Origin of the sequence: Amycolatopsis sp. cg13 (assembly GCF_041346965.1) — a bacterium.
Lineage (GTDB): Bacteria > Actinomycetota > Actinomycetes > Mycobacteriales > Pseudonocardiaceae > Amycolatopsis.
Genome location: NZ_CP166848.1, coordinates 8,210,178 through 8,234,297, shown reverse-complemented (window position 1 = coordinate 8,234,297; position 24,120 = coordinate 8,210,178). Strand labels below are relative to the sequence as shown.

Genomic DNA, 24,120 nt, shown 5'->3' with positions numbered 1-24,120 from the left:
ATGCCCACGACGTCCTCCCTCATCGGCCGGCACGACGAGATCGAGCGCCTTCTCGCGCTGGTCAGCGCCGCGGAGCGGGGCGAGGGCGGTGTGCTCGTCCTGCGCGGCGAGCCGGGGATCGGCAAGAGCGCGCTGCTGGACCACGTCGAACGGGCAGCGGAGCGGTTTCAGCGGATCCGAGCGTCCGGGTCGGAGTTCGAGGGCGAGCTGCCGTTCGCGGCGCTGCACCAGCTGTGCGTTCCGGTGCTGGCGCACCTCGACACCCTCTCGACGCCCTACCGCGACTCCCTCCTGGTCGCCTTCGGGCTGGCCGACGGCGCGCCGGACCCGTTCCGCGTCGGTCTCGCCGCGCTCGAACTGCTGGCCACCGCGGCCGCGGAACGTCCGATGCTGTGCGTGATCGACGACGCGCACTGGCTGGACGCCGCCTCGGCGCGGGCGTTGACGTTCCTGGCCCGGCGCATCTCGGCCGAGCCGATCGCGATGGTGTTCGCCGCCCGCGACCAGGATCCGGTCCCGGGGCTGGACGAACTGCCGGGCATGACCGTCGGCGGCCTGAGCGACGCGCAAGCACGCGCCTTGCTGGCCGAGGAGAAGACCGTGACGCTGGACGAGCGGGTGCGGGATCGTCTGCTCGCCGAAGCCCGCGGCAACCCGCTGGCCCTGATCGAACTGCCGAAAGCAGGCGGTTACGCGCTGCCGACGCCGTCGCCGATCGCGAGCCGGATCGAGCGGAGTTTCCTCGCGAGAATGGCGGATCTGCCCCCGGACGCGCGGCAGCTGCTGATCCTCGCGAGCGCCGATCCCACCGGCGACCCGGGTCTGCTGTGGGCAGCCGCGCGACAGCTGGACCTCGACGTGCCCGCCGCGAGTGCCGATGTTGAGGCGTCCGGGCTGATCCAGTTCGACACCCGGGCGCGCTTCGCGCATCCGCTGGCGCGCTCGGCCGCTTACCGCGCGGCTGAGCCAAAACAGCGCCAGGCAGCGCACCGAGCGCTGGCCGACGTCACCGACCAGGCCACTGCGGGCGACCGTCGGGCTTGGCACCGTGCGCAGGCCACCGCCGGGCCGGACGAGGAGGTCGCGGCGGAGCTGGAGCTGTCGGCTTCCCGTGCGCAGGCACGCGGTGGTGTCGCAGCCGCTGCCGCGTTCCTCGAGCGGGCCGCCGCGCTGTCGCTCGACTCCGGCAAGCAGGTCGAACGCACGCTGGCCGCCGCGCGGGCGACGCTCGCGGCAGGCCGGACCGACGCCGCCGCAGACCTGCTGACCAGCATTGACATCTCAACGCTGGCGCTTCCGCAGCACGCCTCGGTCGATCTGTTGCGCGGGCAGATCGCCTTCGTCCAAGGCGCGGACGGGGCGGTTCGCGGTCCGGAAATCATCCTGCACGCCGCGCAGCAGCTCGCGGACAGCGATCCGGAACGGTCGCGCGAGTTCCTGGTGGCGGCGCTCGAAATGGGGCTGGTCGTCGGGCGGGCCGCGGGAGTGCTGGACCGGGTGCTCGCCGCCGCACCCCTGTCCGGACCGCCGGATCTGCTGGCCGCGCTCGTGCGCTTGACCACCGAGGGCCACCGCACCGGGGTGCCCGCCATCCGGCAGGTCCTCACCGGCGACGACGCGGGCTGGACCCGCACGCCCGCGCTGGCCACCGTGCTCGCGGGCGAACTGTGGGACCTCGACCTGCACCGGACGATCATCGACTGGCTGACGCGCGCCGGAGAGTCCACCGGATCGCCGATGACCATCCGGCTCGGTCTGTCGCAAGCAGCGGTTTATGCGGTGCTCACCGGGAACTTCGGCCAGGCGATGGCCGCGATCGCCGAGGAGGAAGCCGTCGCCGACGCTCTCGGCGATCCGCCGCAGCTCTACCCGCGAGTGCACCTGGCGGCGATGCGCGGCCGCAAGCAGGAGGTGCTCGACCTGTTCGCCGAGGCCACGAGCCGACCCACCGGGCAGCTGACCGCGAACGCCCACTGGGCGATGGCCGTGCTGTACAACGGCCTTGGCGAATATCCCGCCGCTTTCGAAGCCGCGACGCAGGCCGTCGCGAGCGGTGACCTCTTCCTCACCGGCATCGCGCTGCCCGAACAGATCGAAGCAGCCGTGCGATGCGGGGAAGACACCGTCGCGCGGTCGGCACTGGATGCGTTGGTGGAGCGCACGGAATCCGCTGGCACCGACTTCGCGCTCGGTGTCGCGGCAGGTGCGCGGGCGATGGTCACCGACGCGGAAGACGACTATCTCACGGCGTTCTCGTATTTGACGGGCAGTCCGCTTCCCGTGCAGATCGCGCGGGCACACCTGCGGTACGGGGAATGGCTGCGCCGCGCGGGCCGCCGTCGCGACGCACGCGAGCATCTGCGGGTCGCGCATGAGCAGCTGTCGAAGATCGGGCTGGCGGCGTTCACGCGACGGGCGGCCGATGAGCTGCGCGCTACCGGGGAGGTCGCGCGCAACCGTTCCTCGCATACCTATGACCGGTTGACCATGCAGGAAATGCACATCGCCCGCGAGGTCGCCGCGGGGGCAACGTCCAAAGAGGTCGCTACGCGGTTGTTCCTCAGTCCTCGGACGGTAGATGCGCACCTTCGTAATATCTTTCGCAAGCTGGGTATCACGTCACGGAGGCAGCTCAGAGATATGCCTGATCTCCGGGACGCGGATTAGTTCTGGCGGGAGGTGTACCTACTGCCACCATCAAGTCGGATAGGAGCGTTACTGCCTCGGGCACGCCGCGAAGACATCCTGATGTGGTGCTCGAGGGGCGGGCACCGGAGGGAGTGTCATGGCGAGCGGTGTCCCGCGGATCCTGCCGAAGGCCGCTTCGCCGTTCCCTCTGGTGCTTCGCCGGGCGGCTACGGTTCTCACTGTGCTCGGGCTGGCGATGATTCCCTGGCTGGTCTTCCTGCACACCGAACTGCCGTCCACCGCTCAGGCCGCGCACTGGGCATGGACGTGGACCGGGCTGGACAGCCTCGAGGCGCTCGGTCTGCTGTCCACCGGACTGCTCCTCAGACGCGGCGACCGCCGGGCCTGCCTGACCGCCGCCGCGACCTCGGCCCTGCTGCTGGCCGACGCCTGGTTCGACACCATGACGGCCTCCCCTGGTTCGGACTTCACGCTGGCGGTGCTGATGGCGGTCTTCGCCGAGGTGCCGCTGGCGGTGGTCTGCGCGGTTCTCGCGACCCGGGCCTTGCCCCGGCCGAGCCACCGGGTGGAAGGGCTCGCGACGTGATCGGCGCTCGCGGTCCGGTGCCGGCGCGCTATGCGGAGGTCCGTGAGGGGAACCCTGAGGGAATCTGATTCCCTCAGGGTTCCCCTCACAGACAGGGAGATCAGGCCCGGGACGCTCCGAGAAACCGCAGCACGGCCAGGACTCGGCGGTGGTCCGCGTCGGCCACGGGCAGGTCGAGCTTGGCGAAAATGTTGTTGATGTGCTTCGCCACCGCGCTCTCGCTGATCACCAGCGACTGCGAGATGCCAGCATTGGAGCGTCCCTCGGCCATCAGACCGAGCACGTCCCGTTCGCGGGGAGTCAGCCGGGCGAGCGGGTCGCTGTCGCGCCGCAGCAGCAGCTGGGCGATGACCTGCGGGTCCAAGGCCGTGCCCCCGTCGGCCACCCGCCGGACCGCCGCCACGAAGTCGGCGACATCGGCGACCCGCTGTTTGAGCAGGTAGCCCACGCCGCTGGTGTTCGCGGACAGCAGGTCGGCCGCGTACCGCTCCTCCACGTACTGCGAAAGCAGCACCACCGGCGTCCCCGGCCAGCGCCGGCGGATCTCCATCGCCGCCCGCACGCCCTCGTCGGTGAAGCTGGGCGGCATCCTGACGTCGATCAGAGCGAGTTCGGGCTGGTGCTCCGCCACTGCCGCCAGCAGTCCCTCCGCGTCGCCGGCTTCCGCGACGACCTCGAACCCGCCCGCCTCCAGCACCTTGATCAGGCCGACGCGCAACAACACCGAATCCTCGGCGATCACCGCGCGCACGGCAGCTCCGCGGTGATCGTGGTGGGCCCGCCGACGGGGCTGCTGACGCGAAAGGCCCCGTCGAGGGAACCGACCCGCTTGGCCAGCCCGGTCAGCCCCGAGCCTGAGGAGGCGTCGGCACCGCCCAGCCCGTCATCGGTGACGCGCACTCGCAATACCTCGCCGACCTGACGGACCGTCACCTCCGCACGCATCGCGTTGGCGTGCTTCGTCGCGTTGGTCAGGGCCTCGGAGATCACGAAGTACGCGACTGACTCCACCTTGGGCGCCACCCGCTCGTCCAAGGTGACCCGCAACCGCACCGGAAGTGGCGTGCGAGCAGCCAGTCCGGACAACGCCGCGTCCAGACCCCGGTCCTCGAGCACGGCCGGGTGCAGCCCACGCACCAGGTCGTCGAGTTCGGCGATCGCTTCCTTCGCCTCCAGGTGCGCTTTCTCGATCACCTCCCGGGCATCGCTCGGCAGGTCCGGGCGGGTGGCGATGGCCAGACCAAGGTTGACCGCAAGAGATACCAACCGCTGCTGGGTGCCGTCGTGCAGGTCGCGCTCGATCCGGCGGCGCTCCGCGTCGACGGCCTCGATCAGGTCGGTCCGGCTCACCGCCAGCTGATCGACCCGCTCCTGGAGCCGCTGCGCCTGGCTGGGGCCGAGCAGACCCGACGCCAGCCGCGCCTCGGCCCGGGCTGCTGCCCGCGCGGTCCAGGGCAGGGCGCACAGCAGGAGGATCCCGCCCACCGTGCAGACCGGTAGCTGGGTCAGGTAGCCGAACCGGTCCGGGCGGATTCTGGTTGGCAGCGCCCATGCCCAGGCGTAGCCGGTGACGCCCGCCAGGCCCGCCGCTGCCGCCGCGAGCACCAGCAGTTCCAGCAGCGCGAGCAGCGGGCCGAGCAGGAGGTGGTAGCCGATCTTGCGCCACGGCCGCGTCGCCGCGAGCCACCGGGCGATCGCGGCCCACGTCCATCGTTCCGGCGCGGCGCCGAGTCGGGGGACGTCCACCCCGATGAGCATCCGATAGCGAGCCCGCTGAACGGCCGTCAGCACCGGGGTGCCGAGCAGGACCAGGGGCGCCGACACGGAAACCGCGAGGAGCCAGTTCCCGGTCCTGGCGACAGTCGCCGCCGCCCAGGCCCAGACGGGCACCAGCGCCAGGTGCGGCAGCACACCAGCGGCGAGAAAGCCGGTGTCCCGCCGCGCCCGGAGGACCGCGCGGCTCAGTCCGGCAGGAATCGTCATGGCACGACGCTAAGGCACCGCGGGAGGTCGATGCCATGAAGCCCGTACCAGATCTCCTGGTGAACCTAGTGCCACCCTTGTCGCGCTCGGGGGACCTTGGCTGGTCACGCGGGCGAAGCGGCCCGTGCCGCGAGAAGCCCGCCGATCCCGGGAATCAGCGCCAGCAGCCAGATCCGATGGCGGCCGCCCATGAGCAGGACAGCAGCGATCACCGTCGCCGTATAAGCCAACCCGTGCACCGGGCCGAGCACCTGCGAGACCTCCCGCTGATGCACGGTCACGATATTCCCCAGCATCAGCGCCAGCGTCGCCAATTCCACCGCGCCGATGATGTCCAGGATCCGTCGCGGGCTCACAATCCGACTCCCGTCGTCGAGCCGGGACGGTAGATCATCAGCACGACCACCGTCGCCCAGAGCAGGTTGAAAATGCCGGTTGTCATGCCCAAGCGAACGGCCACCGGCTTCTCGGACCCGAGTGCGTCGACTACGCGTTTCTGGCCGGGCAGGATAAGCGCGATCAGGATTCCGGCGGCGGCGACAGTCAGGATCAGCGAAACGATCAGCCAGGCATCCCCCAGCACGCCCATCCGTGCACCAGTCGCGAGTCCGAAGACCGGAACGAGCACGCCGAGCACCGCGTATACCCGGGTCGTGCGGTGGAGAACCTGCAGTGTGGCCGCCTTTTTCGGGTCGTCGGGGGCGAGCCGGGCGGCGCTGGGGAACATGCTCGCGGCTACGGCGACCGGGCCGATGGCGAGAATGGCCGCCAAGACATGAACTGACAGCAGGAAAGCGTTCACGAATTTGCCTTCACGGAGTGCGAGGCTTTCCAAGTGGTGCCGCGGCGTTCGTATTCGAAAAGCTCTTCGACGGCCCTCGCGGTGTGCGAACCGAAATCGCGCTCCAGCACGTAAAGAGCCACGTCGAGGCCCGAAGTCACCCCGCCGCCGCTGATCAAGTCGCCGTCGTCCACGACCCGGGCGCGGACGGCGTGCACTCCGGCGGTGTCGAGCAGGTCCACCCCGAGCACGTGCGTCGTCGCGGTACGGCCTTCGAGCAGACCGGCCATCGCCAGCGCGAGCGAACCCCCGCAGATGGTCACGACCGTACTGTCCGGATTGTCGAACGCGCGCCGCAGCAACGGCATCGCGTCGCCCGACGCGAAGCGCGACAACAGCACCGGGATGGTCTCGACGCCCGGGTCGCCGTCCATCGGCCCGGCAGCTCCGGGGACGAGGACGTAGCCGGGTGCGTCCGGGTCGAACGCGGCGGTCGCGGTCAGGGTGAGCCCGGGGACGCCGGAGCGCACGACGCCGGGGCCGTCCGCGCTCACGAGTTCCACGGCGAGCTTGCCGCCGAGGAAATCGCTTCCGGCAGACAGCACCTCGAACGGAGCGATGGTGTCGAGCGGGTCGAACCCGTCGAAGAGCACGAACTGGGCACGGAGCACGAGCGGTTCCTTTCGATGGACGCTTTCGTCCATCGAAGTCCTTCCGCGATGATCTCCACAATGGCTATCAAGACAGCTTCCACCTGTATCTGGCCACGCGGCAGATACCTTACTCTGCAGGGATGTACACCACAGCGGTGCTCGCGCTTCCGGACGCGATCCCCTTTGATCTGGCCACGCCGATCGAGACCTTCGGCCGCGTTCGGCTCCCGGACGGCCGCCCCGGGTACCGGACCGTCGTCGCCGGTCCGGAGCGGGCGATCAGCGCCGGCCCGCTGCGGCTGGCGATCGACGAGGGCCTCGACGCTCTCCAGCGCGCCGACCTCATCGTGGTGCCCGGCCGGGAGAACCCCCTGGCGCCCGCACCGCCCGCCGTCCTCGACGCGTTGCGGGCCGCCGCCGATCGCGGCACGCGAATCGCGTCGATCTGCGTCGGGGCATTCACCCTCGCCGAAGCGGGATTGCTCGACGGCCGGGACGCGACAACGCATTGGCTGGCCGCCGACGAATTCGCGCGCAAATATCCCGCCGTCCGATTGAATCCCGACGTGCTTTACACCGACAACGGGAAAATCCTCACTTCCGCGGGTGCGGTAGCCGGAATTGATCTGTGCCTGCACATCGTCCAGAACGATTACGGAACCGCCGTCGCGGCCGATGCCGCGCGCCTCGCCGTCGCGCCATTGCACCGGCCCGGCGGACAGGCGCAATACATCGTCCGCAACCGCGCGCCCAGCCGCCCGGCCACGCTCGGCCAGATCCTGCCGTGGATCGAGGAAAACGCGTACCGGGACCTCGCGCTCGCGGACATCGCCGACGCGGCCGGGCTGAGCGTGCGGACGCTGACCAGGCGGTTCAAGGAAGAAACCGGGCAAAGCCCCATGCAATGGGTGGCCGGAGTGCGCCTGCGACAGGCGCAGGAACTTCTCGAAACGACCGATCACACCGTCGACCGGATCGCCGCGCAGACCGGTTTTCCGACGACGAGCAACTTCCGTTCCCAGTTCGGCCAGGTCGTCGGCGTGACTCCCGGCGCTTACCGGAAAGTCTTCCGGCCGGGAACGCCTCGGTCAGCCCATTAGTCCGTCTTATCGAATGCGATGCCGGTCTTCTTGCCGAAAAACGTGAACCTTCTCTAGCTTTTGCCCACAGGCGGCGAATCCGAGGGGGTGGCCAGGTGACCGAGCCCCATCCCGCGCAGGCGGCGGTCGTCGGCCCGCGATCAGAACCGGAGTCCGGCGGCGGGCCGTGGCGGCGCGGCCTCCGGGCCCTGCTCGGCAATTCCCGGGTCATGGTTTCGGCGGCGGTCCTCGCCCTGATCGTGGTGCTGTGCCTGCTCGCGCCGCTCTACGCCAGCCACATCTCCGGCACTGATCCGTTCGTGGCCAACCCGGTCGGCAGCACCGTGCTCGACGACGGGACCGTAGTGCCGCTGCTGCAACCAGCGCCCCAAGGCGTCGGCGTGCTGCCGATCGGTCCGACCGGACAGGCACATTTCCTGCTCGGCGCGGACGGGGACGGCCGGGACGTCGCCGCGCGGATCCTGTACGGCGGCCGGAACACCCTCGTGATCGGGGTGCTCGCCGGTCTCGTCGCCTGTGCCGGAGGCCTCGTGGTGGGGCTGATCGCCGGGTACGTCGGCGGCGTCGTCGACGGCGTGCTGTCCAGAATCCTGGACGTCGTGTGGGCGTTTCCGGTGCTGATGCTGGCGATCTCGATTTCCGCGATCAGCTTCGCGTCCGGGATCAGCCTCGGTTTCGTCCGGGTCAGTTCGGGCAGTCTCGCGCTGCCGGTCCTGATTATCGGCGTGGTCTATGTGCCTTATGTCGCGCGACCGGTGCGCGGCGCGGTGCTGTCCGTGCGCGCCGCGGACTACGTCGGCGCGGCGACGTCCTACGGCGCCGGGCACGGCCGGATCATCCGCCGGGAAATCCTGCCGAACGTGCTGTCCCGGGTGATCGTGCTGTTCCCGCTGATGGTAGCGACGGCGATGCTGCTGGAGTCCGGGCTATCGTTCCTCGGCATCGGCGTGCATCCGCCCGCCGCGAGCTGGGGCACGATCATCGAGGACGGCACGCAGCTGCTGCGCAACCGGCCGCTGATGGCGATCGTGCCCGGCGCGCTGCTCGCGATCACCGTGTGCGTGCTGAACATTCTCGGCGACGCGATCCGGGACGCCTTCGACCCGAAGGCCGAACTGCGGATGCGTGCCCGGTGATCGGCTACGTCGTCCGCCGGGTGTTCTCCGCGGCCGGGGTGCTGATCGCGGTGAGCGTCCTGGTGTTCCTGATCTTCTTCAAGACCCCAGGCGTCGACCCGGCACGGCAGATCGCGGGCAAACAGGCGACCCCGCAGGTGATCGAGCAGATCCGGACCGACTTCGGCCTCGACAAACCGTTGCCGGAGCAGTACTTCGCCATGATGAAGCGCCTGGTCGTCGACCGGGACCTGGTGTCCTACACCGATCGCGGCCCGGTGCTTTCCCGGGTGGCCAAGACGATCCCGGTCACGCTGTCGCTGGTCGCCGGGGCCGCGGTGATCTGGCTGCTGCTCGCGCTCGGCGCGGGCACGCTCGCCGCGGTTTTCCGGGGCCGCGCGGTCGATCCGCTGCTGATGGGCCTCGGCCTGGTCGGCATGTCGCTGCCGGTGTACTGGCTGGGCGGCGTGGTTAACCTGCTCACCCAGGGCACCTGGCACAACAGCCTCTTCAGCTGGTTGCCGGAACTCGGCTACACGCCCATCAACGTCAACCCGCTGAAGTGGTTCGAGCAACTGCTGTTCCCGTGGATCACGCTGGCGATCGGCACCGCCGGGCTGTACGCGCGCGTGCTGCGGGCCGACCTGATCGAGGTCGACCGATCCGATTTCGTGCTCACCGCGCGAGCGAAGGGGCTTTCCGAATCCCGGGTGCTGTTCCGGCACGTGCTGCGGAATTCGCTCATCCCGTTCGTCAGCCTCTTCGGCCTCGACCTCGGGGCCATGCTCGGCGGGGCCGCGGTGCTCACCGAGCAGGTGTTCGGCCTGCCCGGGGTCGGCAACCTCACCTTCCATTCGCTCAGCCGATTCGACCTGCCGGTGCTGATGGCGGTGACGCTGTACGGCGCGTTCACCGTCGTGCTGGTGAACCTCCTGGTCGACCTCGGCTACGCGGCCCTTGACCCGAGGATCCGAGTGCGATGACGACCCTGCCCGCGAAAGTCCTGTCCGCGGAAGGCCTGACCGTGGAGTTCCGCACGCACAACGGCTTGGTGCGGGTGGTGGACGACGTGTCGTTCGAGCTCCGGGCGGGCGAAACCCTCGGCGTGGTCGGCGAATCCGGTTCGGGCAAGTCGATCTCGATGCTCGCACTGCTCGGCCTGATCCGCGACGGCAACGCGGTCGTCAGCGGCCGGGTGCTGTTCGACGGCCAGGACCTCCTCGCCCTGCCCGCGCGACGCATGCGCGACTACCGGGGCGACCGGATCGCGATGATCTTCCAGGACCCGATGACGTCGCTGAACCCGGTGTACCGCGTGGGCTGGCAGATCGCGGAACAGATCCGCCAGCACCAGCGCATTGGCAGGCGAGCTGCCCTGCGCCGAGCCGTCGAACTGCTCGAGACGGTCGGCATTCCGAGCCCCGGGGCCCGCGCGCGAGACTATCCGCACCAGTTCTCCGGCGGCATGCGGCAGCGGGTGATGATCGCGATGGCGCTGTCCTGCGAACCCGACATCCTGATCGCCGACGAGCCGACCACCGCGCTGGACGTCTCGGTGCAGGCCCAGATCCTGCGCATCATCCGGGATCTGAGCGCCCGCACCGGCACCAGCGTCATCCTGATCACGCACGACCTCGGCGTGCTCGCCGGGATCGCGTCGCGGGTGCAGGTGATGTACGCCGGGCGGATCGTCGAGCAGGCGCCGACCGCGCAGTTGTTCGCCCGGCCGCAGCATCCCTACACCGTCGGGCTGCTCGGTTCCATTCCCCGCCTGGACATGCCGCGGCCCGCTCGGCTGCCCTCCATCGAGGGACTGCCCCCGCTGGCGGCCGACATCGGACCGGGTTGTGCGTTCGCGCCGCGATGTCCGGACGCGGAAGCCGTTTGCGTCCAGCAGCGGCCGGTTCTGCTGCCTTCGGCTCAGGAGCATTTCGACGCCTGCCTGCTGCGGCACGCGTCGACCCCGGACGAAAAGAGAACCGCCTGATGTCTGACCTGCTCAGCACCACAGACCTGGTGAAATGGTTCGCGGTACGAAGAAATCGGCTCGGCCGCCCCGGACGGCTGCGGGCCGTCGACGGGGTCTCGCTGTCCGTGCGGCGCGGCGAAACCCTCGGTCTCGTCGGCGAATCCGGCTGCGGCAAGTCCACGCTGGGCCGCTGTCTCGTCCGGCTCTACCAGCCGAGCAGCGGGTCGATCACCTTCGACGGCACCGAGATCAGCCGGACTGGCCGCCGCGGGCTGCGTCCGGTCCGCCGTTCGGTGCAGATGATTTTCCAGGACCCGTACGCCAGCCTCAATCCCCGCCGCCGGATCGGCGATTCGGTCGCCGAGCCGCTGCGCGTGCACCGGCAGCCGGCGAGCCGCGCGGACATCGCCGAACTCCTTGTCCTGACTGGCCTTTCCGCCGAACTCGCGGACCGGTTCCCGCACGAACTGTCCGGCGGGCAACGGCAGCGCGCCGTCATCGCGCGAGCGCTGGCGCTGCGGCCGCGTGTCGTCGTCGCCGACGAACCAGTGTCCGCATTGGACGTCTCGGTGCAGGCGCAGATCCTGAACCTGTTCGACGATCTCAAGGAACGGCTCGGCCTCACCTACGTGTTCATCGCGCACGACCTCGGCGTCGTCCGGCACACCTCCGACCGGGTCGCGGTGATGTATCTCGGCCGGATCGTCGAACAGGCATCGGTCGCTGAGATCTTCGCGGCACCGCAGCATCCCTACACCGCAGCACTGCTGGCGTCGGTGCCGGTCCCGGATCCCGCGGCGGGCTCGGACTGGCGCGACACCACGCTCGCCGGGGACGTGCCCAGCCCGCTGGAGCCGCCGAGCGGCTGCCGGTTCCATCCGCGCTGTCCGCGCGCCACCAGCGTGTGCCGCACCACGGAACCGGCGCTGACTAGGGAACACGCTGGTCACGACGTCGCCTGTCACCATCCGCTCGCCCCGGCGGTGCCGCTGGCCGCTGCCGAACCGAAGGTCGCTCACGATGACTAGCGCCGACACCGACCAATCCGCCCGCCCGACACTGCCGCAACTGGCGGCGCTCATCGCCATCTCCGCGACCGGCTCGTTCGCCGGGGCCGCGACCGCGCTCGGCTGCACCCAGTCGGCGGTAAGCCAGCGGGTCGCGAGCCTCGAACGCGGGCTCGGGGTCCTGCTGGTGCACCGGTCCCGGCAGCAGCGCCGGGTGTCGCTGACCGAAGCGGGCGACACCCTGGTCGCCGCCGCGGAACAGGTCGGCGGGATCCTCTCGGTCGCCGTCAGCCAGGTGGAGACGATCCGCAAGGGCCTCAACGCGACTGTCCGGATCGGCCTGTTCACCAGCGCGAGCGAGCGGGTGATCCCGCCGATGATGGCGGCGCTGCGGCGGCAGCCGGTCGACTACCGGATCGAATTGGTAGAACTAGATCAGCAAACTGAAGTATCACGGCTGGTGCGCAACGGGGACATCGATCTCGCGTTCGTGAAACTGCCGATCACCGACCCGGCGCTGCTCACCGCGGAACTCCTCACCGATCCGTTCGTGCTGCTCGCGCCCGCCGGTGCGGAGCGGGTTTCGCCCGGACGGCTCGCCGGGCTGCCGTTGATCGGCCTGCGCGGCCAGCGCGACCCGATGGAAGCCTGGGCCGCGTCCGTCGGCGCGGAGCTGAACTGGGTGCTGGAGATGGAAACCAACCACGCCGTCGAGGCGATGGTCGCCGCCGGCCTCGGCTACGGTGCCGTGCCCCGGCTCACCCTCGGCGGCCGAACCCCTGGCGTACGAAGGATTTCCCTCGCCGGCACGGTCCCGGCGCGAACCGTCGGCATCGCCTGGCGGCGCTATCACCCGCGGCTGGCGTTCATTCGCGGGGTCATCGACATCATCCAGCGGGTGTGCGCCCGCTCGGCGGAGATCCTCCCGCCGGTCGACGGCGAGGGGATGGCGCGATGAAGCGGAGGTCAGCGGCGCTCGCGGCTTTAGTGCTCCTCGGCGCGAGCGGATGCGCGGTGGACGACACGCTGGACCTGACGTCGGTCGCGCCCGGCGATCACGGGCACCAGGGCGGGACTGAAGTCATGCTGTCGTCGGGCAATGTCGGCACGGCCGATCCGATGGTCAATTTCTCGACGTCGTCGTGGACGCTCTTCACCGCGACCTACGACGGTCTCACCGCGTTCACCAAATCCGGCCCGGAAACCGGCCAGCACGTGGCGCCGGATCTCGTGACCGAAATACCGAAGCCGACCGATGGCGGTCTCAAGTGGACGTTCACGCTGCGCTCCGGGATCCGGTTCAGCGACGGGCGCGAGGTCCGGCCGGCGGACGTCAAAGCGTCCTTCGAGCGGATGTTCAAGGTGCACGGGCCGACGACGTCCTCGCAGTTCGACGTCCTCGCCGGGGCGAAGGAATGCCTTGACACCCCGGAAACCTGCGATCTGTCGAAAGGCATCTCGATCGACGAGACGGCCGGCAAGATCGTTTTCACCCTGACCGAGCCGGATCCCGAGTTCCCGCAGCAGCTCGGCCAGCCGCTGGCGTCGATCCTGCCCGCGGACACCCCGCCCGCCGATGTCGGTTCGGACGTGTCGAAACTGCGCTCGACTGGACCGTACTACTGGGCGAGCTACGATCCGACCGACCGCGTCGTGCTGAAGCGCAATCCGTACTTCCGTTCCTGGTCGCCGCTCGCCGCGCCCGAGGGATACCCGGACCGGATCGTGCAGAAATTCGGCCTCGAACCGACTGACCAGGTCACCGCGGTGATCAACGGCCAGGCCGATCTCGCCGTCGACTCGATTCCGCCGGACCGGCTGACCGAGGTCAGCATCGACCATCCGAAGCAATTGCACATCGACCAGCTCGGGCACATCTGGTATTGGGCGCTGAACACGCGGATTCCGCCGTTCGACAATCTCAAGGCCAGGCAAGCGGTGAATTACGCGTTCGACCGCAATTCGGCCGTGCTGCAGGCGGGCGGCCCCGGGCTGGCTGTCCCGACCTGCCAGATCCTGGTGCCGAATCTTCCCGGATACCAGCAGTATTGCCCGTGGACCAGCAACCCGGCCCCGAACGGCCGCGGGCCGTGGCGCGGCCCCGACCTCGCGAAAGCGAAGCGGCTGGTCGCGGAATCCGGCACCGCCGGAGCCGCGGTTTCGGTGGTGCCCGGAAACAACCGGATGCATATCGCGATGGGCGAATACCTGCAGACGCTGTTGACCGATTTGGGGTACCGTGCGACACTGAAACCGATGGACGAGGGATTGCAGTTCCCCTTCGTCCAGAATTCCGGAAACCACGTCGAAGCCGCCTTGACTGACTGGTCGCAGGACTATCCGGCGGCCAGCGATTTCCTGAAAGTGCTCACCTCGTGCGCCGCGTTCGTGCCGAATTCGGACGCGAGCCCGAACATCGGCGGCTTCTGCGATCCGGCCGTCGACGCCCGGATGACCGAAGCCCTGCGGCTGGCCAACACGGACCCGGACGCGGCGAACCGGCTGTGGTCCGAAGTGGACCGCGCGGTCACCGACCAGGCTCCGTGGGTGTCGATGTACGTGCCGAAATGGATTGATTTCACCTCGGCGCGGCTCGGCAATTACCGGTTCAGCGGCCAGTTCGGGTTCCTGCCCGGGGTCGCCTGGCTGCGCTGATCTCTCCCGAAAACCCCGCCCCGGAAAAGGAGCAGCATGCCGAACCCCGACGGTTCCTCGCACTACGCGCCCGACGCCGCCACGTTGCGCCGGCGTCTCCTGCCGCTGCTCGCCGCGCGCGGGCCGTCCGGCTACGAGGAAGAACCGGTGCGCGCCTGGGTCGAATTGGCGGGGGAATTCGCGGACGTGCACGTCGATCCGCTCGGCAGCGGGCACGCGGTGCTGAACCCGGGCAGCACGCCGCGGATCACGCTGATCGGGCACATCGACGAGATCGGGCTGAGCGTCAGCCACATCGACGACGCCGGACGGCTGTGGGCGGTGAGCATCGGCTGCTGGGACGCCGCGATCCTGTACGGCCAGCACGTCGTGGTCCTCGCCGAAGACGGCCGGATTCCGGGCGTGATCGGCACTTCCCCGCCGCATTTGAACGACGAGGATTCGTCGCCCAAAATGGCCGATTTGTGGATCGACATCGGCGCGACCAGCCGGGCCGACGCGCAATCGGTGATCACCGTCGGCGACCCGGTGGTGTTCGGCGCGTCCCCGGTCGACCTGCTCAACGGCCGGATCGCCGCACCGGCGCTGGACAACCGGCTCGGCGCGCTGGCCGTCCTCGAAGCGGCTCGCGCGGCGGCCGCGGCGTCGGTCACCGCCGAGATCTCCGTCGTCGCCAGCGTGCGCGAGGAAACGAGTTACCACGGCGCGATGGGCGCCGTTTACGCGACGGAACCGAATTTCGCGCTCGCGATCGACACCACTTTCGCCAGCGACATCCCGGAAGACGGCATCGAACACAAAACCGGCGACCACCGGCTCGGCTCCGGCCCGGCGATCGGCCGCGGCGCCGTCACCGACGAACCCATGGCGCGCAGCCTGCGCAGGCTGGCCAAAGAACTCGGAATCCCTTACACCATCGAGGCATACGGCGATGAAAGCGGTTCCGACGCCGATGCCATGGCAGCTGTCGCCGCTGGTATCCGGTGCGGCGTCATCAATATCCCCATCCGGCACATGCACAGCTCCGGCGAAGTGGCGGACCTGGCCGATCTGGCCAGCACGATCGACCTCGCCGCCGCGTTCTGCCTCGCCGGAGGGACCCGGTGAGCCCGATGCGGGAACCCTGAGTTTCCCGGTACCACCCGGCAAGGAGGCCAGCCCATGATCGGCGCGGAACGACGGAACCGGCTCGGCCGGGTTGTGCTGGACGCGATCTGGTCCGACAACGGCCGTCTCACGCTGCTGCAGCTGAGAGCGCTGTACGCGGTCGCCAACGAGGGCTCCTTCGCGGCGGCCGCGGTCGCGCTCGGCTGCAGCCAGCCCGCCGTGAGCCAGCGCATCGCGTCGATCGAACGACGGCTCGGCGTCGTGCTGGTCCGCCGGACGTCCGGACAACGCCAGGTGCGGCTCACCGACGCCGGAATCGCGCTGGTCAACGCCGCCGAACAGGTACAGGTCATCCTCCGCACCGCGACGAGGCACATCCAGGACATGCGAGACGGCCGCGAACCGACCGTCCGGATCGGCGTGTTCTCGAGCGTCGCGGTGCGGGTGATGCCGCTGGTGCTGGCCGCGATGCGCACGCAGCACATCCCGTGCCGCGTCAAACCCATCGAGGTCGACGACGACGTCCGCCTGCAGGAATTGCTGCGCTTCGGCGAAATCGACATCGCGTTCGTCATCTTTCCCCTGCAAAGCGGGGAAGCACACGGCCTGGAACTGTTCAGCGACCCGTTCATCCTGCTCGCGCCCCGCAACGCACCACTGGCGTCAGTCCCCCGAATCCGGCCGGCGGACCTGCGCGGCCTGCCGATGGTGTGCCTGACGAGCGAACAGATGGAGGTCGCGGCGGAGCTACGCCGCCAGGGCATCGAGCCGAACTGGGTCTTCGACACCGACAAGATCCACGTGGTCGAACCACTGGTCGCGGCGGATGTCGGGTATTCGATCGTGCCGCAACTGGCGCTCGGGCAACGTCATCCTGGGGTTACCCGGTTCTCGTTGAGCGAGATCGTGTCGCCCCGGGAAATCGGGATCGCTTGGCCGCCGCACCATCCGCGGCTCGGGTTGCTGTTGCGGGTGGCTGACGTGATCCGCGGGGTGTGCGCGGATCCGGCGGACATCCTGCCGCCGATCGACGAGCCGGGGTGCGCTTCGGTGGAGCAGGCGGTGCTTCGGCTTCAGTGACTTACTCCGTCGTTGGATCAGTCCTACGGCTCGCTGGCGCACGCTTTCCGCGGTGGAGACGCGGTGCCGGGACGCCATTGGCCCGGCGCCGCGTCGTGGTGATCATGCCCGGTACGTCAGGCCATGATCACGCGTTGGGGTTGCAATACGGGTAGCCACCCTGGCGATCTTCAGAGAATCAGACGTCATTGTCCTGATTTCGCCATTCTTTTTCTGATTTCCCCGAACAGCCTGCTCCGCGACAGTCGCCGTGGACCTCGGTGACCTGCGGTGATGACTACTTCGGCACAGACATGCCGCGTCTCGTGCACGGCACGAAGAAAAGCGGTGAAAACACCTGATGATCCCCCTAGCGCTCGACTCCCCAATCTGACGCTTGAAACAAAACACTACCGAACGTACCCGCAATCCGCCAAACGTCTTTCGGTGATGTCACTGAGATGGCGCAGCCGCTGGCAGAGCGTCGCGCCCGTCGCTGCCGCCCGGACCAACCAGCGCCGCCGAATGCCGCCCCCTATTAACCCGGACATTTCCCGGATAGCGCACCCCCGTTTTCGCAATATCCCGGCGTGCGGGCTGGTAGAATCGCGGAATAACCGCGGACAGGAAGGACCCGCGCGGTGTCACGCGCTGCTGAGCCGGAAACGCCCGTCGAGCGCCCCGGCGCCTACCGGAGCCGCTTCACCGGCGCGCTGGAATCGCTGCTGGCGGAAAAACGCTTCCCGAAGATCACGATCGGCGACCTCGTCGGCCGGGCGCACACGTCCCGCCGCGGCTTCTACGAGCATTTCGACTCCAAGGAAGCCTGCCTGCTCGCCCTGCTCGAGGAAGCGGCCGAAACCGGATCCGCCCAGGTCGCCGCCGCGATCGACCGCACCGCGCCCTGGCAGACCCAAATCCGCCAGCTCGTCACGGCCTGGACCGGCGTCGTCGACGCCCGGCCCGCGGTCATGCTGAGCTACATCCGCGACGTGCCGCTGATCGACGCCCCGATCACCGCCGACCTGAACCACGACGCCTACGTCAACGTCGCCCGCGCCATCTCGGCCGGCGACGAATTCCGGAAATCCGGTGGGGTTCCGCTGTCGCGAGTCCGTGCGCTGATCCTGTTCGGAGGCTTGGAAAAGCTGGCCGAGGACGCGTTGCAGCACGGCGGGACGGTGAGCGCGCACATTGAGGAAGCGGTGCAGACTGCGCTTCTTCTCGCAGCTTCGTAGGGATACGCTGCCCGAGGCGGTCGCCAAGAGGCTGGCCGCCAGGTCAGACCCGCCGTTCGATGAAACTCACGATCTTTTCCCACAGAAGAAGAAAGAGCTCGTCATAAGTCAGCAGAGGTTTCGACGAATTTCCCATTCCGGAAAGAGTAAAATCGTTCAATTCAACTTTCGCCTGACCCGTACTCGCGTCCCACGTTGCGGTCACGAACCCGTTGGCAGCGTCACCGCTGACACGTGGCCAAGCAAAGCTCAACACGAGCTGACCACTCCAACTGCCCCCACCGTCTCGAAGAACCAGTTCGCAAACCGGCCTTCCACGCTCTTCAACAAGTACCTTGACCGCAGTCTCAGATTTGCGCACGCTGCAATGGACACCGGAACTGTCCAGATCCCCAACTTTTTGCGTGAACAGTTCTCCTACCCGGCTCAGCGCGGCGTCGAGCGTCGCTTGCGCGCTGAAGCTGTTCGGGGCGATACGCGGCAACCTGACTTCGACGGCGTCCTCGACGACCCGGCTGACGTCGCGAGGCTCCTGGCACCGGCTCCGAGCAGCGCCGACCTTCTCCGCGATGATCTCAGCGAGCAGTTCAGGCCTTTGCGGGTCTGCCCGAATGTAGGCAACCGCAGGGTTCAGGATCTCCGGCGGAACTACTACGTCGTCCATCAGGACGGGAAGGATGTAGCCGCCGCCGCGCTCGACGTCGGCTCTCATCGCCGCCGAGAACTCGTCCATCGGGTACGCACCGTCCAGGTACTCTCGCGAGAGAAACGGCACTACATACCGTGCGGCAACACCGCCGTAGACTCGTCGCAATTGAGGTATCAGATCAGTTGCCCACAAGCGGACAGTTTCGTCCTGATCATAGAAAACTGTGACGCCACGCGCTTGGCAGCCCCGGACTACCTTTTCGACGTATTCACGCTGTCTGCCACTGAATGAAACAGCGATGTCGAACTCATGATCAACCTCGGCCATAGTCGGGTATTCTACGCGACGAACTTCAGCGCCGAGCGAGCAACCGACGCGGGAGGCAGCAAATCGTCTCCTGAGATCAACGGGTACGGATCTCAGTTCCCCCGACCGGATACCGCATCCACCAACGTCCGATACACCTGCTGGCACCGCCGAATCCGCGCCGGGCCAGGATCACCCGCGATCTCCTGTCCCAACGCGGTCAGCGACCCGAGCAAAGCGACCGCCAACTCCTCGACACCGCCGCCGAAACCGCCCGCCTCGCGCAGCAACGCGACGGTCGGCTCGCGCCACCACTGTTCGTCCAGGTTTCGCCACCTTTCCTGGCCCAGCACGGACGGGCCGTCGACCAGGAGGATTCGTCCCACGGCCGGGTCGGCGCAGCGGCGGAGGAAGAGCGAGCCGGACGCCTTCATCCGGTCGAGCGGGGTTCCTGAGCCGCCGGATCGGGACTGCAGCACCCGGTGCAGATCGGCGTGCACCTGCTCCACCACTGCGTAGAACAGCTCCTGTTTGTTCGCCCAGTGGTGATAGACCGCGCCCGTGGTGATCCCGGCCGCGGCGGCGATCTGGGCCAGCGAAGTGCCCGCGTACCCCTGTTCGGCGAACAGCCGCCGCGCGGCCTCGACCAGGTCGTGACGGGTGGTTCGGGAGCGTTCCTCGTTCGTTCGCCGCATCCACTTACCTAATCATGTTATGTTTCTGTGCGTGGACACGGTACGGGCTCAGGAAATCATCGACGGCAGTCCGTTCGGGCCGTGGTGGGGGTTCACGGTGCAGGCAGTCGACTCAGGCGTCGCGACCCTCTCGCTGCCGGCCCGGCCGGAGTTCTTCCGCCCGGGCAACGTTTTGCAGGGCGGTTGCGCCATGACGCTCGCCGACGTCACCTGCTGGATCGCGATCCTCTCCGTCATCGGACCCGACGAACCAGCCGTCACGGTCAACATGACCACCGCGTTCCTCGGCGCCGCGCGGTCCGACCTGACCTGCGAATCCTCCTTGACCCGGACGGGACGCCGGACGATCTACGGCACCGCGACGGTCACCGACGACACCGGACGGCAGGTCTCCCACCACACCCTGACCTACCTGCGCCCCTAAGCCCGGCCCACTAGACCGTCAGCGAGCCGCGCGACGCAGCACGACCCACCGCTCCCCCGGCCGGTCGACGGCGGTGGGATACCAGCGCGGCCCCATTGCCGCGGCAAGCTCGTCGCTCCGGTCGATCAGCGAGCTCACGGCGGGTTCGCCGACCACGATCACGGCCGACCAGTCGACGTGGGCCATCAGGTGGTCCTCGCCGATCCCGAACCGCGTGTCCAGGAGAGCGACCACGTCGTGACCGGTGTCCGGGCTCGACTGGATCCCTGTCGTGTCCGGCACCTCGGCACCGGTTTCCGGAAGGGGCTCCGAGGCGCCCTCCTCCCGTTCTTCCGACCACACATGATCCTCGAGCCGATCGATGCGGCGGCACAGGTCGAACGCCTGCTCGTCGGACATGCGCAGGCACACGCTGCGTCCGTCGACCAGCGTGAACGTCAGCTCCGCTTCCGGGACTCCGGCGCTGCCCGGTTCGGCCTCGACGGTCCCCGCGACGTCGCCGAACAACACCAATTCGGCCGGACTCTCCTGTCCTTGGCTCACCGAAGACAGGTTCGCGGCCATCTCGACCACGGAGTGCGCCGCGGTCCAGAAAGCTTCCTTGTCGCGGAAGTCTTTGCGGCTCTGGGTCAACGTCCGCCCGATCCCCGCCGGTTCGACGTAGGCCTCCACCCGGCCAACGCCGAGACCGCCGTCCCAGGTCGCGGTGACCGTGACGTTGTTGGCCAAGCGTTTGCGGTAGGCCTCGACCCGGTCGTGCCGGGCGAGTTCCCAGCCGTCGACCTGCTCGGGCCAGTCGTCGTTCACCGATGGGTCCTTTCGACGCGCACTGCGGATACGGTCCTCCGACGCGTCGCGCGCGTTCCCAGTTCCGCGTTCTGGGCGCGGGCAAGCAGCGTGACGACAGCCGCGGCCGCGATCACCACCGCGGTGACGAGCGCGGTCAGCGGCCAGCCGATCCGCTCGGCCGCCGTCGCGCCAAAGGCCGTGCCGAGGCTTCCGCCGGCGAAATAGACGACCATGTACGCACTGTTGAACCGCGCCGGTGCGCTGGGCTCGATCGCCAGCACCGTGCTCTGGTTCGCAACCTGCGCGGCGAAAAGGCCCGCGTCGAACAGAGCCAGGCAGACCAACGTCGACACCGTGCTCGGCAACGCTATGGCTAGTGCCGCGCTTGCAACGCCAGCGAGGCTCAGTCCACAAAGGATTACCCGGCGCGCGCCCACGCGATCGGTCCAGGCACCGGCGATTCGCGTCGCGAGCATCCCCAAAATGCCAGCGAAAGCGTACAAACCAATGCGTTCGGCGGAATACGAAAAGGGCGGCTTCGACAGCGCGACCGCGATTCCGGACCACACCGCGCAGAACGCGAAGAACCAGAGCGTGCCCCGGACCGCCGCGAGCCGAAGCGCCGGGTATCGCAGGTACAGCCCGGGAATCGAGCGCAAAGTGGCAAGATAGCCCCGATTGTTCGCCCCGGACACCGGGGGCAGCACCAGCAGTACCGACACTGCGACAACCGCGCATCCGGCGGCGAAAACGCCCAGCATCGCGCGCCAGCCGATCAGGTCGGCCAGCCAGCCGCCGACGATGCGTCCGGCAAGAATCCCCGCTGAGATACCAGCGGTGACGATCCCCAGCGCGGTAGCGCGCCGGTCCGGGCTCGCCAGCCGGGCAGTCACCGAACTCAGCCCGGCGCCGACCGACGAACCCGCGCCGAGCACGCCGAGCACCAGCCCGAGCAGCCACACCTGGCCGATGATCGCGTTCAGCCCCAGCGCGACGGCGAGTGCGCCGAACTGCGCGGACAGGACGTAGCGCGGCGGGAACTGGTCGACGAGCGGCACCAGCAACGCGAGTCCGCACAGGTACCCGACCGGCCCGCAGGCGAGCGCGACACCGACCGCGCCGAGCGACGTGCTGAGTCCGCCGGCGACCTCGGCGATCGCGGGCTGCAAGGGGTAGATGGCCGCGGTGCCTAGTGCGGCGGCGAGCGAGATGAATCCGACGACCGAGCCGTGAAGGCGCGGAGTGATATCTGAATGCACCGGCCGAGCGTAGGAAGAGCAGGGCGGGTAACGCTGGCGAGAAACCGCCATCACCCGTGGCTTCGCGAAAGACCCGACAGCGGTGCCGCGTTTGTGGGATGATCGAGTTCCATGACGACGCCACAGCCTGTGCCCGCTGTTGACTTCCGGCCGGATTTGGGCGAGTCATGACCGGCGAGCGCGCCACGCGGCAGATCGACGTCAACCTTCTGCCCGAAGACCTCGTGGCCCTCATCGACACACTGAGACCCGGCGAAAACCTGGTCCTCGCCAGGGACGGCGAAGCGGTCGCGACGATCTCCAGCGCTGGCGCCCGGCCCGAAACTCCGCGGACGGACTACGACGACGTCACGGTGGTCGCCACCGCGATGAAGCTGTCCGCCTCGGCCCGGATGTCGCTGTCCGCCGAACTCGGCTCGGACTACCTCGTGCTGGACCTGCACTCGGCGCCGGCCACCGCGGACGTCCTGCTCGTGCCGCCGGTCAGCCCGCAGCTGATCGGGGGGCTCCGGGCGAAGTTCCCGAAGGCCCGGGTCGTCCTCGCCGAGGTCGAGGACGCGGAGCTCGGCGTCAGCTATCACGGGCCGGTCCGGCGGCTGCTCGACGCCGGCGCGGAGACGTACCTGACCTCGGCGAACGTCCCGCATCTGGCGCGGCAGCTCGACCACGCCGTCACCCTGCAGCGGCAGCAGCTCACCGGCGGGAGCGCCGCGCCGTTGGAGATCAGTCCGGTGGAGCAGGGCGATTAACGTCCGACCTTGACGCACAGTTCGGTTCCGCCGTGCAGCGGCAGCGAGACCGACACGAAACCGTTGGCCGGATCGCGGACGTACTCCAGGAAATCGGGTTCGGCGTTGTCGTTCATGACATAGCCGCCGATCCGGATTTGCGGCGCCACGAACTCGATGACCTCGCGGGCGAGCGACGGTTCAGCGCCCAGCCACCCGTCGATCAAGGCGAAGTCGACCTCACCGCCGAGATCGCGCAATGTGACCCGTGCGTCGCCTTCGCGGATTTCGGCGTAGGCGGCGAGCCCGGCCTCGGCGAGATTGTGCCGCGCGGCAGCGATTTTGGCCGGGACCAGCTCCGCGCCGATCACCGTGCCTCCCCCGTTGTCCCGCACCGCGGCCGCGGCGTAGAGCGTCGACATGCCGACCGAGGTGGCGAATTCGACGGTCCGGGTGGCGCGGATTCCCCGGCACAGCAGATAGATCAGATCCCCTTGTTCCGGAGAGACCGAGAAGCCGTATTCGCCGTATTCGTGCGGATCACGTTCGAGGCCGGAGCGCGGGTCGTCAGCCGGATATTGCCGTGCGGCAACGAGCTTGTCGATGACGGCATTGACGATCGGATCGCGGAGCGGGCTGTGCGTCATGCGGAAACTCCCGTCAACCAGGCCTGGCCTTCTTCGAGGATCTCTTGTTCGCGCTTGCTGAAGCGGGTGGGGCAGGTGTCGGGCACCTGATGGCCGCTGTGCTCCAGCAGATATGCCAACGCGGCGTACTCGCGTGGATGGCGTCGCGGATCGAGGTCGTCGGCCGGTCGAGATCCGTACGGATAAGTGAAGCCTCCCATGTCGTAGACGGAATCGCGGCGCGTGATGCGCCAGACTCCGTCGCGACGCTCGACCCGGTCAAGGAATCTATTGTGGACAGTCACGCCCAGCCCCCATTCGAGGTGGTCGGAGACGAGCATCGCGTTGGTCTCCACGAAGGCGCGATCGCCGACCGCCTCGATGACCGGCGAACCGATGAAGTGCTTGCTGCGCAACGCGCCGCCGCTCATCCGGCGCGATCCGTCGACGAAGTCCTTGGCCGGACCGGAAAACCACAGGATCGTCAGGGTCGCGTCGTCGTGGAACAGGTTCGCCAAGGCGTCCCAGTGCTCCCGGTCGCGATGGATCCAGCCGGTCATCAAGTCGGTGATCGCCTGCCGGTCGGCGGCGCGGATTTCTTCCGTCACAAGGAATCTCCCAGGCACTAGACTCGTCCAGCCAGCATCGCCCGGCGGCAGGGCGCGCCGCCACCGCCTGCCGGACAGCGGATACCGGTATCCCGCCAAGATCACCAGCGGGCCGTTTTCCGGTATCATGCGAA

The 24,120-nt window shown here is 68.5% G+C and carries 25 protein-coding genes; 14 read left to right on the top strand and 11 right to left on the bottom strand.

Translation table 11 applies throughout. From position 1 onward, the window contains the following. Together AB5I40_RS38580 and AB5I40_RS38575 are read left to right on the top strand one after the other, a co-directional pair. Positions 1–2,667, top strand: a complete 2,667-nt coding sequence (locus AB5I40_RS38580; protein ID WP_370935094.1) for an AAA family ATPase — start codon at positions 1–3, stop codon at positions 2,665–2,667. A gap of 118 nt (positions 2,668–2,785) precedes the next feature. Next, complete coding sequence (locus tag AB5I40_RS38575; protein ID WP_370935093.1) at positions 2,786–3,235, top strand: hypothetical protein; 450 nt, start codon at positions 2,786–2,788, stop codon at positions 3,233–3,235. 100 nt (positions 3,236–3,335) lie between these two features. Here the strand turns inward: AB5I40_RS38575 and AB5I40_RS38570 are convergent, their stop codons facing one another. The 5 genes from AB5I40_RS38570 to AB5I40_RS38550 all read right to left on the bottom strand — a co-directional run bounded on the left by AB5I40_RS38570 (position 3,336) and on the right by AB5I40_RS38550 (position 6,703). Beyond that, entirely contained in the window at positions 3,336–3,986 is a 651-nt protein-coding gene (locus AB5I40_RS38570; RefSeq protein WP_370935092.1) for a response regulator, read from the bottom strand. After that, on the bottom strand, positions 3,974–5,218 hold the full coding sequence (locus tag AB5I40_RS38565; RefSeq protein WP_370935091.1) for a sensor histidine kinase: 1,245 nt from the start codon (positions 5,216–5,218) through the stop codon (positions 3,974–3,976). The genes AB5I40_RS38570 and AB5I40_RS38565 overlap by 13 nt, the downstream gene beginning before the upstream one ends. A gap of 104 nt (positions 5,219–5,322) precedes the next feature. Beyond that, positions 5,323–5,574 carry a hypothetical protein gene (locus tag AB5I40_RS38560; protein ID WP_370935090.1) on the bottom strand — a complete coding sequence of 84 codons (252 nt, stop codon included), beginning with the start codon at positions 5,572–5,574 and terminating at the stop codon, positions 5,323–5,325. Further along, on the bottom strand, positions 5,571–6,020 hold the full coding sequence (locus AB5I40_RS38555) for a hypothetical protein (protein WP_370935089.1): 450 nt from the start codon (positions 6,018–6,020) through the stop codon (positions 5,571–5,573). The genes AB5I40_RS38560 and AB5I40_RS38555 overlap by 4 nt, the downstream gene beginning before the upstream one ends. After that, positions 6,017–6,703: a DJ-1/PfpI family protein gene (locus AB5I40_RS38550; RefSeq protein ID WP_370935088.1), complete on the bottom strand. Its 687-nt coding sequence runs from the start codon at positions 6,701–6,703 to the stop codon at positions 6,017–6,019. Before AB5I40_RS38550 ends, AB5I40_RS38555 begins: the two co-directional genes overlap by 4 nt. Before the next feature lie 89 nt (positions 6,704–6,792). Here AB5I40_RS38550 and AB5I40_RS38545 point away from each other — a divergent pair, with 89 nt between their 5' ends. The 10 genes from AB5I40_RS38545 (at position 6,793) to AB5I40_RS38500 (ending at position 17,902) form a co-directional block, all read left to right on the top strand. Next, positions 6,793–7,752, top strand: a complete 960-nt coding sequence (locus AB5I40_RS38545; protein WP_370935087.1) for a GlxA family transcriptional regulator — start codon at positions 6,793–6,795, stop codon at positions 7,750–7,752. A 95-nt stretch (positions 7,753–7,847) separates the two neighbouring features. Beyond that, positions 7,848–8,888, top strand: coding sequence for an ABC transporter permease (locus AB5I40_RS38540; protein ID WP_370935086.1), 1,041 nt, complete (start codon positions 7,848–7,850; stop codon positions 8,886–8,888). Beyond that, the gene (locus AB5I40_RS38535; protein ID WP_370935085.1) at positions 8,885–9,850 is read left to right on the top strand and encodes an ABC transporter permease; all 966 of its coding nucleotides are present in this window, start codon (positions 8,885–8,887) and stop codon (positions 9,848–9,850) included. The genes AB5I40_RS38540 and AB5I40_RS38535 overlap by 4 nt, the downstream gene beginning before the upstream one ends. Beyond that, the gene (locus AB5I40_RS38530; RefSeq protein WP_370935084.1) at positions 9,847–10,854 is read left to right on the top strand and encodes an ABC transporter ATP-binding protein; all 1,008 of its coding nucleotides are present in this window, start codon (positions 9,847–9,849) and stop codon (positions 10,852–10,854) included. The genes AB5I40_RS38535 and AB5I40_RS38530 overlap by 4 nt, the downstream gene beginning before the upstream one ends. Continuing rightward, positions 10,854–11,864 carry an ABC transporter ATP-binding protein gene (locus AB5I40_RS38525; RefSeq protein ID WP_370935083.1) on the top strand — a complete coding sequence of 337 codons (1,011 nt, stop codon included), beginning with the start codon at positions 10,854–10,856 and terminating at the stop codon, positions 11,862–11,864. Before AB5I40_RS38530 ends, AB5I40_RS38525 begins: the two co-directional genes overlap by 1 nt. Continuing rightward, positions 11,857–12,801 carry a LysR family transcriptional regulator gene (locus tag AB5I40_RS38520; protein WP_370935082.1) on the top strand — a complete coding sequence of 315 codons (945 nt, stop codon included), beginning with the start codon at positions 11,857–11,859 and terminating at the stop codon, positions 12,799–12,801. Before AB5I40_RS38525 ends, AB5I40_RS38520 begins: the two co-directional genes overlap by 8 nt. Further along, on the top strand, positions 12,798–14,498 hold the full coding sequence (locus AB5I40_RS38515; protein WP_370935081.1) for an ABC transporter substrate-binding protein: 1,701 nt from the start codon (positions 12,798–12,800) through the stop codon (positions 14,496–14,498). Before AB5I40_RS38520 ends, AB5I40_RS38515 begins: the two co-directional genes overlap by 4 nt. Before the next feature lie 36 nt (positions 14,499–14,534). Beyond that, positions 14,535–15,605, top strand: coding sequence for a hypothetical protein (locus AB5I40_RS38510; protein ID WP_370935080.1), 1,071 nt, complete (start codon positions 14,535–14,537; stop codon positions 15,603–15,605). Between the two features lie 54 nt (positions 15,606–15,659). Further along, complete coding sequence (locus tag AB5I40_RS38505) at positions 15,660–16,685, top strand: LysR family transcriptional regulator (protein ID WP_370935079.1); 1,026 nt, start codon at positions 15,660–15,662, stop codon at positions 16,683–16,685. A 620-nt stretch (positions 16,686–17,305) separates the two neighbouring features. Then, on the top strand, positions 17,306–17,902 hold the full coding sequence (locus AB5I40_RS38500) for a TetR/AcrR family transcriptional regulator (protein ID WP_370935078.1): 597 nt from the start codon (positions 17,306–17,308) through the stop codon (positions 17,900–17,902). Positions 17,903–17,945: 43 nt separating this feature from the next. Here the strand turns inward: AB5I40_RS38500 and AB5I40_RS38495 are convergent, their stop codons facing one another. Next, on the bottom strand, positions 17,946–18,878 hold the full coding sequence (locus AB5I40_RS38495; RefSeq protein WP_370935077.1) for a TIR domain-containing protein: 933 nt from the start codon (positions 18,876–18,878) through the stop codon (positions 17,946–17,948). Positions 18,879–18,970: 92 nt separating this feature from the next. After that, positions 18,971–19,552 carry a TetR/AcrR family transcriptional regulator gene (locus tag AB5I40_RS38490; protein WP_370935076.1) on the bottom strand — a complete coding sequence of 194 codons (582 nt, stop codon included), beginning with the start codon at positions 19,550–19,552 and terminating at the stop codon, positions 18,971–18,973. 31 nt (positions 19,553–19,583) lie between these two features. Here AB5I40_RS38490 and AB5I40_RS38485 point away from each other — a divergent pair, with 31 nt between their 5' ends. Continuing rightward, positions 19,584–19,976 (top strand): PaaI family thioesterase, encoded by a 393-nt coding sequence (locus tag AB5I40_RS38485; protein WP_370935075.1) that lies wholly within the window; start codon positions 19,584–19,586, stop codon positions 19,974–19,976. A gap of 18 nt (positions 19,977–19,994) precedes the next feature. On the opposite strand, the gene AB5I40_RS38480 is transcribed toward AB5I40_RS38485, so the two are convergent. Together AB5I40_RS38480 and AB5I40_RS38475 are read right to left on the bottom strand one after the other, a co-directional pair. After that, on the bottom strand, positions 19,995–20,783 hold the full coding sequence (locus AB5I40_RS38480) for a hypothetical protein (protein WP_370935074.1): 789 nt from the start codon (positions 20,781–20,783) through the stop codon (positions 19,995–19,997). After that, positions 20,780–22,024, bottom strand: coding sequence for an MFS transporter (locus tag AB5I40_RS38475; protein ID WP_370935073.1), 1,245 nt, complete (start codon positions 22,022–22,024; stop codon positions 20,780–20,782). The genes AB5I40_RS38480 and AB5I40_RS38475 overlap by 4 nt, the downstream gene beginning before the upstream one ends. 167 nt (positions 22,025–22,191) lie before the next feature. Between AB5I40_RS38475 and AB5I40_RS38470 the strand changes: the two genes are divergently transcribed. After that, the gene (locus AB5I40_RS38470; RefSeq protein WP_370935072.1) at positions 22,192–22,773 is read left to right on the top strand and encodes a hypothetical protein; all 582 of its coding nucleotides are present in this window, start codon (positions 22,192–22,194) and stop codon (positions 22,771–22,773) included. On the opposite strand, the gene AB5I40_RS38465 is transcribed toward AB5I40_RS38470, so the two are convergent. Together AB5I40_RS38465 and AB5I40_RS38460 are read right to left on the bottom strand one after the other, a co-directional pair. Next, on the bottom strand, positions 22,770–23,399 hold the full coding sequence (locus AB5I40_RS38465) for an O-methyltransferase (RefSeq protein ID WP_370935071.1): 630 nt from the start codon (positions 23,397–23,399) through the stop codon (positions 22,770–22,772). The two genes, AB5I40_RS38470 and AB5I40_RS38465, sit on opposite strands and share 4 nt — an antisense overlap. Continuing rightward, entirely contained in the window at positions 23,396–23,986 is a 591-nt protein-coding gene (locus AB5I40_RS38460) for a nuclear transport factor 2 family protein (protein ID WP_370935070.1), read from the bottom strand. The genes AB5I40_RS38465 and AB5I40_RS38460 overlap by 4 nt, the downstream gene beginning before the upstream one ends. Positions 23,987–24,120: the final 134 nt, after the last annotated feature.

What these genes read in the sequence shown, in the direction of transcription:
- AB5I40_RS38530 (WP_370935084.1), top strand. Translation starts at nt 9,847, where the DNA reads ATGACGACCCTGCCCGCGAAAGTCCTGTCCGCGGAAGGCCTGACCGTG.
- AB5I40_RS38465 (WP_370935071.1), bottom strand. Translation starts at nt 23,399, where the DNA reads ATGACGCACAGCCCGCTCCGCGATCCGATCGTCAATGCCGTCATCGAC.
- AB5I40_RS38515 (WP_370935081.1), top strand. Translation starts at nt 12,798, where the DNA reads ATGAAGCGGAGGTCAGCGGCGCTCGCGGCTTTAGTGCTCCTCGGCGCG.
- AB5I40_RS38510 (WP_370935080.1), top strand. Translation starts at nt 14,535, where the DNA reads ATGCCGAACCCCGACGGTTCCTCGCACTACGCGCCCGACGCCGCCACG.
- AB5I40_RS38545 (WP_370935087.1), top strand. Translation starts at nt 6,793, where the DNA reads ATGTACACCACAGCGGTGCTCGCGCTTCCGGACGCGATCCCCTTTGAT.
- AB5I40_RS38520 (WP_370935082.1), top strand. Translation starts at nt 11,857, where the DNA reads ATGACTAGCGCCGACACCGACCAATCCGCCCGCCCGACACTGCCGCAA.
- AB5I40_RS38575 (WP_370935093.1), top strand. Translation starts at nt 2,786, where the DNA reads ATGGCGAGCGGTGTCCCGCGGATCCTGCCGAAGGCCGCTTCGCCGTTC.
- AB5I40_RS38495 (WP_370935077.1), bottom strand. Translation starts at nt 18,878, where the DNA reads ATGGCCGAGGTTGATCATGAGTTCGACATCGCTGTTTCATTCAGTGGC.
- AB5I40_RS38505 (WP_370935079.1), top strand. Translation starts at nt 15,660, where the DNA reads ATGATCGGCGCGGAACGACGGAACCGGCTCGGCCGGGTTGTGCTGGAC.
- AB5I40_RS38525 (WP_370935083.1), top strand. Translation starts at nt 10,854, where the DNA reads ATGTCTGACCTGCTCAGCACCACAGACCTGGTGAAATGGTTCGCGGTA.
- AB5I40_RS38490 (WP_370935076.1), bottom strand. Translation starts at nt 19,552, where the DNA reads ATGCGGCGAACGAACGAGGAACGCTCCCGAACCACCCGTCACGACCTG.
- AB5I40_RS38550 (WP_370935088.1), bottom strand. Translation starts at nt 6,703, where the DNA reads ATGGACGAAAGCGTCCATCGAAAGGAACCGCTCGTGCTCCGTGCCCAG.
- AB5I40_RS38470 (WP_370935072.1), top strand. Translation starts at nt 22,192, where the DNA reads ATGACCGGCGAGCGCGCCACGCGGCAGATCGACGTCAACCTTCTGCCC.
- AB5I40_RS38580 (WP_370935094.1), top strand. Translation starts at nt 1, where the DNA reads ATGCCCACGACGTCCTCCCTCATCGGCCGGCACGACGAGATCGAGCGC.
- AB5I40_RS38565 (WP_370935091.1), bottom strand. Translation starts at nt 5,218, where the DNA reads ATGACGATTCCTGCCGGACTGAGCCGCGCGGTCCTCCGGGCGCGGCGG.